This window comes from Coraliomargarita sinensis, assembly GCF_003185655.1.
Classification (GTDB): Bacteria; Verrucomicrobiota; Verrucomicrobiia; order Opitutales; family Coraliomargaritaceae; genus Coraliomargarita_B; species Coraliomargarita_B sinensis.
This window is the reverse complement of sequence record NZ_QHJQ01000002.1, coordinates 413,149-425,021: the sequence shown is the minus strand read 5'-3', so window position 1 is coordinate 425,021 and position 11,873 is coordinate 413,149. Positions and strand designations below refer to the sequence as shown.

Annotated in this window: 8 protein-coding genes; 4 read left to right on the top strand and 4 right to left on the bottom strand. The window is 55.0% G+C overall.

The window, feature by feature from the left end:
• Genes DDZ13_RS04370 through DDZ13_RS04355 form a run of 4 tightly spaced genes read left to right on the top strand, consistent with a single transcriptional unit; the run spans position 1 to position 6,904 of the window.
• Entirely contained in the window at positions 1-765 is a 765-nt protein-coding gene (locus tag DDZ13_RS04370) for an ABC transporter permease (protein WP_110130202.1), read from the top strand.
• A complete protein-coding gene (locus tag DDZ13_RS04365) occupies positions 762-2,249 on the top strand; it encodes a GldG family protein (RefSeq protein ID WP_110130201.1) in 1,488 nt (495 codons plus the stop codon). Before DDZ13_RS04370 ends, DDZ13_RS04365 begins: the two co-directional genes overlap by 4 nt.
• Positions 2,250-2,260: 11 nt before the next feature.
• A complete protein-coding gene (locus tag DDZ13_RS04360; RefSeq protein ID WP_110130200.1) occupies positions 2,261-4,219 on the top strand; it encodes a DUF4340 domain-containing protein in 1,959 nt (652 codons plus the stop codon).
• A 3-nt stretch (positions 4,220-4,222) separates the two neighbouring features.
• Positions 4,223-6,904, top strand: coding sequence for an AsmA-like C-terminal region-containing protein (locus tag DDZ13_RS04355; protein ID WP_110130199.1), 2,682 nt, complete (start codon positions 4,223-4,225; stop codon positions 6,902-6,904).
• On the opposite strand, the gene DDZ13_RS04350 is transcribed toward DDZ13_RS04355, so the two are convergent.
• Genes DDZ13_RS04350 through DDZ13_RS04335 form a run of 4 tightly spaced genes read right to left on the bottom strand, consistent with a single transcriptional unit; the run spans position 6,871 to position 11,743 of the window.
• Complete coding sequence (locus tag DDZ13_RS04350; RefSeq protein WP_110130198.1) at positions 6,871-7,863, bottom strand: NAD(P)/FAD-dependent oxidoreductase; 993 nt, start codon at positions 7,861-7,863, stop codon at positions 6,871-6,873. The genes DDZ13_RS04355 and DDZ13_RS04350 overlap by 34 nt on opposite strands.
• Positions 7,860-8,753, bottom strand: coding sequence for a TIGR01777 family oxidoreductase (locus DDZ13_RS04345; protein ID WP_110130197.1), 894 nt, complete (start codon positions 8,751-8,753; stop codon positions 7,860-7,862). Before DDZ13_RS04345 ends, DDZ13_RS04350 begins: the two co-directional genes overlap by 4 nt.
• Positions 8,753-10,309 (bottom strand): cryptochrome/photolyase family protein, encoded by a 1,557-nt coding sequence (locus DDZ13_RS04340; protein WP_110130196.1) that lies wholly within the window; start codon positions 10,307-10,309, stop codon positions 8,753-8,755. Before DDZ13_RS04340 ends, DDZ13_RS04345 begins: the two co-directional genes overlap by 1 nt.
• Positions 10,310-11,743: a cryptochrome/photolyase family protein gene (locus DDZ13_RS04335; protein WP_110130195.1), complete on the bottom strand. Its 1,434-nt coding sequence runs from the start codon at positions 11,741-11,743 to the stop codon at positions 10,310-10,312. It lies immediately after the preceding gene.
• Between the last annotated feature and the right edge of the window lie 130 nt (positions 11,744-11,873).

Here is an 11,873-nt window from a genome sequence, read left to right as displayed (position 1 = left end):
ATGCGACATTTTCTAACACTTCTGAAGCATGAACTACGCATGCTTTTGATCAGCCCTTCGACCTACGTCGCGGGAGTACTCTTTCTTTGCCTGATGGGCTTTCTTTACTGGGCGATCCTTCGCAGCTCGGTCAACGCCCCCTCCGAAGTACTGCCCAGCGTGCAGTTTTTCAGCATCTTTTGGATACCGGTCTTCTTTGTCGTGCCCCTACTGACCATGCGCAGCATCGCAGGCGAGCGCAGCGTCGGTACGCTCGATACCTTAATGACAACACCGACCTCACGCGTGGCGGTGGTTTTAAGCAAATTTGCCGGGGCCTACATCTTCTACATCCTGCTTTGGGCGCTCACACTCGGCTTCCCCATCATAACACGAAAACTCTTCCCCCACGCCGCCGAAGCGGGGGCACTCCTCGATGCCGCATCGCTCACGGGTAGTTTTGTTTTTCTCGCTGTCAGCGGGGTGCTGTTCATTTCCATCGGCATCCTGGCCAGCAGCGTAACGCGGAGCCAACTCGTCGCCGGAATGTTAAGCTTCACGACACTCTTCGTCGTGATCGTCGGCGGACAGCAACTCGGCAATCTCTCCGCCAGTGGTACGAACCTGGTGGGCTGGCTTGATGCCACCGTCAACTATTTGCAGATTTTTGAGCATCTCGATGACTTTTCCCGCGGTATTATCGACACACGTCCCTTCTTTTATTACACCAGTACAGGCCTGATGCTTCTCGGCCTCTCCACTCTGGTTATCGAAGCAAAAGCATGATGCAGAAGAGCCGTTTCAACGAATTTCGTTTCGCACGCCGTTTCCGTGCCACCAACCGGGCGATTCAGATCGTTCTGGGCCTGACTCTGATCATCGCCCTGAACTTTCTGGCTTCTAAATATTTCCGCCGGATCGACCTCACACAATCCGGCAGCTACACGCTCGCACCGGAAACAAAGGCATATATCCGGGAGCTGAAGGAGCCGGTCGAGATCATCGTGACAATTCCGAACAATCCGGAAGTGCCCGAATCCGAACAGGTCCACCAGCATTTGCAAAAACTGCTTCGGGAATATGAGGCGCTGGGCGCCCAGAACGGAGAGCCGCTGATCGAAGTGGAATTTGTCGACATCTACCGACAGCGAAAACGCGCCCAGGAGCTGGCTAATGTTTACAAACTCACCCAGGAAAATATCATACTGGTCGCTCAGGGTGATCGAACCCGTGAGATCAGGCAGGCGGACCTCTACGAAGTTGAGAACAAACAAATCGCCGGTTTCAGGGGCGAAAAGGCTGTCACCTCTGCGATCATCGATGTGGCTTCGGACGATGCCGATAAAGTTTACTTTGTTGTGGGGCACGGGGAGATGCGCCTGGATGACGTCGATCCACTGCGCGGCCTCTCCCAATTGGAAAGCTTTTTAAGGGAACGGAACTATCTACTGGCCACCCTGGATCTGGCGGTCGAGTCGACCGTTCCGCAGGACGCCGACCTCGTGGTCGTGCCCTCCCCCCAGGCCAGTTTTCTGCCCGAAGAAGTGGAAAAACTCCGGCGCTACATGACGGAGCGCAATGGCCGAATGATTGTTCTGCTTGATCCCGGCCGTCGCCACGGCCTTGAAGACCTCTTTTACGACTGGGGCGTACTGGCCGATGATATGACGGTGGTGGACACCGGCACTGATTTCCGCTCGCAGACTGGCGACTTAATCATTCGCCGCTTTGCCGAGCACCCCATCACAGATCTACTGGTCGAATACCAGATCACGGCCCTCTTTGGGCAACCGCGACCGGTGCGCACTGATCCGGCATCGATCGACAACGAGCGAATCAAGGTCAGCCAGATTGTCGGCACATCTGATCAAAGCTGGGCCGAACGGGACTACAGGACGCAGGATCCCATCGTCTTCGACGAAGGCCGGGACCTGCGCGGGCCCATCAGCATCGCAACCATCTCGACCCGTAGCGCTGGCTCGGAACTTGGAATCAATATCCCCGGGGGCCGCCTGGCGGTTTTCGGAAATTCCGATTTCATCTCCAATAATCTGCTGAGGGCATTTGGAAATCGTACATTGTTCTTCAATACACTAAACTGGTCGCTCTCCAAAAACAATCTGCTCAACATTGCCACCCGCCCCCTGGAAAGCTACCAGATCGTGATGAGTGAAAAAGACCTTAGAAAGATTCTTCTTTATTTCTCCTTCATGCCCGCGGGCGTCGCGTTAATGGGAGCATTCATTTTCATCATTCGCCGTCGCCAATAGTTACGATAACGATGCGTTTTAAATTCACCATATTTCTTCTGGGCCTGAACGTCCTCACCTTCGGCCTGATCGGCTACCTGAGTCACAAATCCGACCCGCTTGACAGTTCGGAGGGGAACTTATCCGCGCAAATCGGCCGCGAAATTATCGAAGCGGATAAAATCGAACTGAGCGGCAGTGGTCTCGACCAGAAACGGGTGCTGAAACGAACCGGATCAAACTGGCAGATCAGTGAGCCCATGCAATGGAAAGCCAACTATTTCGCCATTAACCGGATCCTGAATCAGCTTCAATTCATCGAGGAGGAAGCGACCTTTTCAATCGATGAAATCTCCAACACCGGACAGAGTCTTGCCGACTATGGCCTGGAGGACCCGCTGATCAACCTGACCATCTCGGAGGGCGAAGAATCACTCCAACTGAGCATCGGCACACTCACGGAAATCGGTAATAACGTCTACCTGCTGGGCCCGGACCGTGAACGTATTTTTGTCGTCAACCGGGAGGTCATCGACGGCCTCCTGGTGGACCTCTCCGATCTGCGTAATCGGGAAATATTTGACATCCCCGTATTCGAAGTCACCGAGCTTAGCCTGCAGATCAAATCTTCCGCCGAGAGCAACAATGGAGACCTGAAGGTGCGGTTGGCCAACACCACAGGAGAGTGGCGTTTTGAAGCACCTCTGTCTGCCGAGGCGGACCCGGCGCTGGTGTCGAATACGATCAACACCCTGGCATCATTAAAAGTCGGTCGTTTTATCGAGCCGGAAGCGAGCGACCCGATTCTGCACGGGCTGGAAAACCCATTCATGCGCGTTACCCTGCACGGCAACAAACGCCGCCAGACACTTCTGATTGGCAACCTTGATCCTTCCACACCCAGCGACGGCACACCCCAGTTCTTCGCCCGGCTCGAAGACAACCCGATCGCATTCACAGTGGATGCACGTCCGTTTGAAAACCTGCTACAAGCACAGGAGTCCCTTCGCGAGCGGAACTTCATGAGCTTCGACCAGGCCGATCTGAATGGTATCTATATCAATGAAAACGGGCGTGAAATCCGTCTCCAAAAAATCGAAACGGGCGACTGGCAGGTACTTGAAAGTGCCGGGGGCGGGCAGATACAGCCCAGGCGGGCGGATCCGGAAGTCATGGATGAGCTGATCGAGGATTTGCAGCAACTTCGCGCCAAGGCATTTGCCATCGACGTGCCGAACACGGTCGACCTGGAACGTCTGGGCTTCAATGCCCCCCGTCGCACGGTCACCTTGCAATTCGACACCGCGCAACCGGTCATCCTTGAATTGGCCCATCCCGAAGACGAGAATGAAAAGCTCTATGCGCGAACCGCAGCCAAGGAATCCATTTACGAGGTTGAGCGCCGCCCTACCCTGCAATTGGTGCCTCTGAACGCACTACACTACAGAAACCGCAACATCGAAACCTTACCTCAAGCGGCCATCATCAAAAGCGTCCGCCTGACGAACCTCGATACAAATGAACCTGTACTTAACTACGAAATTGACGGACAGGAAGATTGGGCCGGTTTTATCGATACGCTGAATATTGAAGAAGCCGATGCCCTCAGCACCCTGCTCGGCAGTATTCGGGCTTTTGATGTAAAGTCCTATTTGGCGGATGGATACGCAGACGCGTACCAACTCGATGCGGAGAAATCTCTCCCCTGGGCCTATCGCCTGACGGCAGAAGTCATTCTGCCCGGCGGCGAAACGCAGCAAACGCGTGAAGTGGAGTATGTCTTCACGGAGCGACTGTCCGGAACCATGCAAGTCGGCGGATCCAAAGCAAACAACGCGATTTTCGAACTTAAGCTGGAATTGATCGAAGCACTCTATGTGCTGACGGAGAACATGCCCCAGCCACCGGAATCACGCGGTGAAGTTGTGCCGGAAGCGACAACGCCGGCACCTGTACCTGAACCGGAGGCACCCCAGGCACCCACCAATTAAACCATGTCCAGCAGGGGAAAATCCCGAGCAGCAACCATCTTAGAGCTTTTCCTGGATGGGATTTTACTTCTCTGCTTCATTGCACAGGCGTTTGTGCTGGGTTGCCTTTGGGCCTATGGTCACCTGCCACTACCGACAGAGTGGTTCAGCCAAAGGATCACACAACAGCTACCTGACGGGGTTTCGATCAGAGCGGACAGCTATGCGCTGACTCATGATGGCAGTATTCAGTTGGAAAACGTCCGGCTTAACCTCGACGGGATTCAGCAAGCGGTTTTCGAAGCAGACTACGCACATGCTGAGTTCGGCGTCGCCTTTGGGGAAGACCATTACTTCCAACTCAAAGAGTTTGTGCTTTCCGACGGGCAACTTTTACTCCCGGCCGTTTATTCTCCCAGCGGCAAGAACAGCACCATTTTAGAGCAGATTGCACTACGCCTGATTCCAGTCGACGGAGCAATTACGGTCGATTCTTTTGCCGCACGGCACGAAGATATCCGACTCCGGGGCAGCATACACTGGTCGCTCCCCGACCGCTCGACCAAACCGTTCAAGGTCCGTCAAAAAGCGGACCAGTTTTATAAGCTAGCCGCCCGGGTATTACGGGAGAAGACACGTTTTGAAGGCCTGACACAGCCTACGATATTCTTTCAGGTCAACTCAAGCGGCGACCAGTCATTGAACGTATTCAGCAGAGTGAGTAGCCGGGCTTATCAAGGTAAAAGACTGGAAGCGAAAAACCTGGCATTGGATGCCACGCTTTCCCTGACGGATCAGACTCTGGCCACCAAATCTTCGATCCTTCTGGAAGCCGATTCCATCGAAGCACCGGATTATAAAGTCAAAGCTTCCTATCTTAGCGCCAAAGTAAAACGGGAGGAATGGGAAGCGCTGTTGAAAGGCGAATGGCCGGACATGGAAGTCGTGGCGGAAAGACTTGATTTCGAAGACATTTCACTCGAATCGCCCCGCATCAAGCTGAGCCCGCAAACCTTTCCCGAAATTGCTTTCAGCGGATTAACCAGCGGTCTTCGCGGTGCCGTCAAATTCTCCGGTTCCGCGAACCCACAGACGCGCACCGCCAATATCCAGGCAGCAGGCAGCCTTGATATCCTTTCCGCTATTCCTGAAAAGTACACCGAGCACTTACCGGCGATTGCGATCAACCAGGCCCCCTACTATAACCTTAATCTTAAATTTGATCAGGGCTTCGTCCTGAGAAACGCCGAACTGCGGGCGCGGATGGATGCTCTGAAGATTGAAGACTTGAGCTTCGATCATGTCCGCTTCCGTTCCCGTTTCCGGGACGGGAAATACACTCTCGACAAGCTCTATCTGCGTCGGGATTGGCAGTGGCTGGACCTGGGCTTCCAACTGGACAGTTCAAGCAATGATTATGCGCTCACGCTCAAAGGCTTCGCCAAGCCTTACGACTACAACCCCATCCTGCCTCGCTGGTGGGGCTCCATCTTTGAGGAATTTGATTTTGAACAAGTGGAGAGCGGGCTGGGCGATTTTGTAATCTACGGAAATACAGGTGGCGAAGCTGCAGACTTTTACTTCGGTCATGCCGCCGCTCGTAATATCGGCTATAAGGGTGTCCGTGTTGACAAGGGTGAGCTTTTTGTGCGCGGACGCGGCCCTTACGCTGAAGTATACCGACTTAATGCCCGCAGCGGAGAAGGCTTTGCCCGCGGCAACATTCAATTTGCCTCCCGCCTGGATGAAGTCCGCGGCCCCATGTCCGTCCGGCTTGACCTCGACACCAAACTGCCGCTCTCGGAAGCGAAAAAACTTTTTAATGAGAATATTGCATCGATATTATCTGACTTTGAAACCGATGCACTGCCCCGCACGATTCTAAAGGGCGCAATTTTCAACAAGGCATACCCGGAATTCGCCGGCCGCAGCTATATTGACATCACTGCGTCTTGCCCGTTTCCAGTTGCCTATAAGGGTATTCCCCTCGACTACCTGAACTTTGATCTCATCGGGCGTGAAAAGATGACTTACCTGAGGGATATCCGCCTCGGCTACGCGGGTGGTGAAGCACGGGCAGATGCCGACATAATGACCTCGGGAGAAGGCCCAGCGCAGACACGCTTTCAACTCGCACTGAAAGGAGCCAAGCAACATCAGGCCATCAGTCAGCTAACAACGTTGAGGCAGAAAGAGAAAAAACAAACTCAGGATGATAACACGGAAGATGGCCAACTGGATTTCTCGCTGCACGCCCAGGGACCGGTTGAAGATCCTCTAAAGATGCAAGGCTTCGGCAGCATGCAAATCGAAAATGATACGCTCTATGCAATCCAGCTCTTCGGGCCACTTTCCAGGCTGCTGCAGAATACCCGTCTCGGATTCACTTCTTTTGCATTGAACGAGATGGAGGCCTCTTTTGCTTTGAATCAGGGTACGGTCCGTTTTCAGCAGTTGGAAATCAACGGGCCACGCACTCGAATCGAAGCGCCCGGCATGATGCAACTCGACGACTTCTCTCTGGCAATGCGCGTCAGTGTTTATCTTTTCGGAAATGCGGGAAACCCGGATTCCCGCATTCGACGATTTGGCGACCTCATTACCAAACCGATCCCCAACCTGCTGGAGTTTGAACTGACCGGAACTCCGGAACAGCAAAACTGGCGTTCTCTCTACGACCCGCGCAAGTTTATCCCGCAGTTTTGAAGCACCGCTCCGGCGGCTTCGATGCCGGAAAGTGCGGCGCCCTCCACTCTGGCACCGCCAAAAGAGTCTCCTGCCAAAGTCAGGCGTAGTGATGCGTTGGTGAAGTGCTTTTCATGCCAGGGATTGAGCGGCGTGGTGAAGCCCCAACGATGGCAATTGTACTCCACCACCTGACTGCCAAGCAATGGCTCCGCGGCGTCCAGCATGAGCGGGCCGCGCACCTCATTGGGCGAGTCCCAGTGCTGCTCCGCAAATTCGGCATCGGCATGTATCGTGATCGCATGCACGTCGGGTGATATTTCTTTGACCCGGTTATCCGCGATCAAGGCAAGCGGACTTTTAAACAGCTGGATGATTCCATTTTCGGGCAAGGCGCTCGGGCCGTCGAGGATAGCCAGAGTGGCAAGACCTTTTGCGTAACGAATCGCTTTTAAGCCCGCCTCATCATCACCCGCGTATTTGAGGCCAGTCGTGTCGAGCAGACTGAGCGCCTGCGGTGCAGGTGCGGTGATCACGAGATAGCCAGCCGTATATTGTGACCCGCTCTCGCTGCGAACAATCCAGGTGTCGAGCTCCCTCGAAAGTTCGATGATCCGTTCCGAACGCTCGACCTTTAAGGACTTGGCAAGAAATTTGGGCGCATCCGTCATGCCGTTGATGCCACAATAGCGTGGATACCCGTTCGGATTGGAATCCTTTGGACTGTGGCGGAACCATTCACGGATGACACCGGCCTCCAGCCATTCGTCGACGTAGTTTTGGAAGCGCCGGTCACGTACCGTAAAGAACTGGGCTCCGTGATCCAGCCGCCCCCCGGCCATTCGGCGTGTCGCCATACGACCACCGAAGCCGCGCCCTTTGTCCACCAGCCGAACCTTCATGCCAGCGCGCTGCAGTTCAGTAGCGCAGAGCAAGCCGGAAATGCCCGCCCCGATAATGATGACATCCGTATGGCTCATTCTTTTAAAGTATGGGAAAGTGCCGCCTCAAGGTCCGGATAGGACCAGTCGAATTTGATCTCATTAAGCTTTTTCGGCTGCACGGCTAAATTGGAGAGGACGGTTTCCTTACCCATTTCACCGAACAGCGTGCGGATAGCAAAGGCAGGTGTGGGAATAAACGTGGGGCGTCCCAGCACCTTACCGAGTGTTTCGGCAAACTTGCGGTTACTCACCGGCTCAGGGGCCACCGCATTGATGGGTCCGCAGATCTTGGCGTCCTCCAGGCAAGTCACATAGAGGCGAACCAGATCGTGCAACGAGATCCAGCTCATGGCTTGCTTCCCGTCTCCGATCCTCCCTCCGGCCCCTGCCTTGAAAGGCGGGAGCATCTTCGCCAGCGCCCCACCCGCGCTGCTTAATACGACCCCCGTGCGCACGTAAACGCAGCGAGATCCGGCTTCTTCGAGTGGCTTCACAGCCCCCTCCCACTGCTCACAAACCTGAGCAAGAAAGCCGTTCCCTTGGCGGGAATTTTCATCGACTGGCTCATTGCGATTATAGCCGTAATAGTTGATCCCCGAAGCCGTGATAAAGACGGGCCTGGATTCACTTTCCAGAATACGTCGGGCGAGTAGCTCCGTGCTTTGAACACGACTCGACAAGATGCGCTGCTTCGCTTCGCTGGTCCACCTTTGGGCGACCGATTCTCCCGCCAAGTGGATGACGGCATCGATACCTCTGACCGCTGCTTCGGGCAATTCGCCTTTTCCCGGGTCCCATTGAAAGTCTCCGCGCTGGCCGCGTGAGAGTGTTCGAACGCAGTGCCCCCGATCCTCAAGCAGTTGACAAAGGGGGCGACCGATGAGCCCGGTGGCTCCGGTGACTAATATGGTTTTTTGTTCTGACATTATTTATTCTCCTTCATACAGGCCGGATCCTTACGGAGTTCTTCGGCACGGGCTTGAATGGCCTTGCGCTCAGCCGTCTTGATACGATCAATGTTTCTGACCTGCAGCGACATACGCTGATTCTTACGCAAAGTTTTTTCGTGCCGCAAGAGGTAGTCCCAGTAGAGCGTCGTGAAGGGGCAGGCATCTTCCCCGGTTCGCTTGGCGGGATTCATGGGGCAGGCCTGACAATAGTTGCTCATCTTGTGGATGTACTTGCCCGTGGCGACGTAAGGTTTTGAAGCCATCAGCCCGCCATCGCCATACTGTGACATACCAAGCGTGTTGGGTAGTTCCACCCATTCGACCGCATCCACATAAACCGCCAGATACCACTCGTGCACCCGTTTCGGATGGATGCCCAGGAGCAAGGCATAAAGCCCGGTGACCATGAGCCTCTGAATGTGATGCGCGTAACCGTACTCGAGCGTTTGCCCGATCGACTGGCGCAGACATTCCAGCTTGGTCTCGCCGGTCCAGTAAAAATCCGGAAGGCATTCTTCAGCGCCCATGGTGTTACGCTCGATGTATTCGGGCATGTGCATCCAGTAGATCCCACGCACGTATTCACGCCAGCCGAGAATCTGGCGGATAAAGCCCTCGACCGCCGCGATGGGAGCATGCCCGGAGTAATAGGCCTCCGCAGCTGCATCGACCACCTCCCGGGGATTCAGGAGTTTCAGATTCAACGAGGAACTGATCAGGGAGTGGTAGAGCCAGGGCTCATCCTGCCACATGGCATCCTGATAGAGTCCGAAAGTCGGCAGGCGTTCTTTAATAAACTTATTCAGGTCACGTTTGGCCTCCTCTCTCGTGACTGCCCAGGTAAAACGGTCCAGAGAACCCGGGTGGTCCGCGAATCTTTTGTTAACGAGGTCTATTACCTCCTGTGTCACCGCGTCAGCCCGATGTGACGGACCTTTCCCGGGACTCTCGGGGCCGGACTTACCAAAATTACCTCGGTTATCCTTGTCAAAATTCCAGGCATCCCCCTCCGGCTTACCGTTCTCATCCATGAGAACATCGAAACGCTTTCTCTGCTCCCGATAGAAGAATTCCATTCGGAGGCTCTTACGGCCTTCGGCATGCTTTTCAAAATCCCCCGGAGTGGTATAGAAATGGCGGTCCTCCCTGATCTCGAGAGGCACACCGTTTTCCTCGCAGACTTTTTTCAGACCCTCTTGCACACGCCACTCACCCGGCTGACAGGCAATCACCCGATCCGGCCGCAGAGCACGCAGGTCGATGTCCAGCCGCTCCGAGAGCCGGTTGGTCTGCTTGCTGTCGTCAAGCTGAGTGTAATGAACCCGGTCACCACGCTCTTTCAAGGCGTCACGGAAGTGGCGCATGGCAGCGAGGAAAATGACGATGCGTTGTTTATGCGTCCAAACGTGCGTGGACTCTTTGTCGGCCTCGGCCATCCAGACGAGATCACGCTCCTGGTCAAAGTCATCGAAGGCCGATGCATCCAGGTTGAGTTGGTCGCCGAAGACGACGATGAGATGACGAACTGACATTCAGGAAGCCTTTACTTTGTCGAAAGCGGCGAGCGCGCGCTCACGCCCCTTCTTGTGGTCGATAATCGGCTCGGGGTAGTCTTCACCGAGCTGGCAACCCGCTTGCTCCAGGACCGATGGAGGTGCTTCCCAGGGCTCGTGTATGAATTTCGTCGGAATGTGTTTCAGCTCCGGCACCCAGTGCTTCACATAGTCCCCATCCGGATCAAACTTCTTCCCCTGCGTCATCGGATTGAAAATTCGGAAATAAGGAGCCGCATCGGCGCCGCAGCCCCCGCTCCATTGCCAGCCCAGCGTGTTGCTCGCGAGGTCGGCATCGACAAGAGTATCCCAAAACCAGCGGGCGCCATCCCGCCAGTCTTGTAAAAGATGTTTCACCAGGAGCGAGGAAACGATCATGCGCACGCGGTTGTGCATCCACCCGGTTTCGTAGAGCTCACGCATCCCCGCATCGACGATGGGGTAACCTGTCCTGCCCTGCTGCCATTGTTTGAGTACGGATTTGTCATACTCCCAGGGAAAATCGGCATATTTTTCCTGTAGCGGCGCGTCCGGCGTGTGGGGGAAGTGATAGAGCACATTGTAGGCGAACTCCCGCCAGTAGATCTCTTTGGCGTAGGTCTGGGGGCCCTGCTCACGCAAATCGTGTGTCGCGTGTAGCCGCTCCATGACTTGACGGGGACCGATCAAGCCCCAGTGCAGATACGGCGACAACCTGGACGTGCCGGCGACGCGCGGCAGATCCCGGTCCGTGTCGTAAGCCGCCACCGGTTCGGCGAGGAACTTGTCCAGATACTTCATCGCGGATTCCTCGGAAACATCCCAATAGGCTTCCAGTTTCCTGTGCCAGGGGTGATCTGGAAGCAGCTTCAAATCCTCGAGCTGGCAGCCCATGGACTTGTTTGTGTAAAAATCGGCGGTTTTTAAGTCGACTTCAACAGGCGGCTCCAGCTTACGCTCTTTCACATTCCTCCAGTACGGAGTATAAACCTTGTAGGGCTGGCCGCTGCCGGTACTGACTGTGTGCGGCTCGTTGAGCAGGCTTGTGTTGCAACTCTTCACCTCGATACCGGCATCCCGCAGCGCTTTTTTAATCGCGGCGTCCCGTTCGCGGTGAGGCCCCTCGTAGCGGCGGTTCCAATAGACCCGCCCGGCACCACTCGAATCGATCAGGGCTTTGAGCTCAGCAAGACTGTCGCCTTTGAGATAGAATAGCTGCCCCCCCGATTTTTTGAATGATGCTTCCAGAGACTCCAAGGCACGATGTAGAAACCAGAGGGAAGCCCCGGTTGGCGCCCAGTCTCCCATTGCCTCGCGGTCGTCGATATAGACCGGAAGAATCGGGCCACCTGCCTCGATCGCCGCCTGCAAAGCAGAGTTGTCATTCAATCGCAGGTCCTGGCGCAGCCAAAGTATGGTTAATTTGTTGCTCACTCTAGTAGTAACGTCTCAAAGGATAAAAACTAACAAATCGATTCTCTGGGGGTAAAGAGACCTCCAGCCTTAACATCGCCTTCGAATGGGCAAGCCTGCTGCCCGTCTCAGCTCAATTCACTTTACATGG

Bases quoted from the DNA above. Each gene is read 5' to 3' on its own strand.
- DDZ13_RS04350 (WP_110130198.1), bottom strand. From the start codon at position 7,863: ATGAGCCATACGGATGTCATCATTATCGGGGCGGGCATTTCCGGCTTG.
- DDZ13_RS04360 (WP_110130200.1), top strand. From the start codon at position 2,261: ATGCGTTTTAAATTCACCATATTTCTTCTGGGCCTGAACGTCCTCACC.
- DDZ13_RS04340 (WP_110130196.1), bottom strand. From the start codon at position 10,309: ATGTCAGTTCGTCATCTCATCGTCGTCTTCGGCGACCAACTCAACCTG.
- DDZ13_RS04355 (WP_110130199.1), top strand. From the start codon at position 4,223: ATGTCCAGCAGGGGAAAATCCCGAGCAGCAACCATCTTAGAGCTTTTC.
- DDZ13_RS04370 (WP_110130202.1), top strand. From the start codon at position 1: ATGCGACATTTTCTAACACTTCTGAAGCATGAACTACGCATGCTTTTG.
- DDZ13_RS04345 (WP_110130197.1), bottom strand. From the start codon at position 8,753: ATGTCAGAACAAAAAACCATATTAGTCACCGGAGCCACCGGGCTCATC.
- DDZ13_RS04365 (WP_110130201.1), top strand. From the start codon at position 762: ATGATGCAGAAGAGCCGTTTCAACGAATTTCGTTTCGCACGCCGTTTC.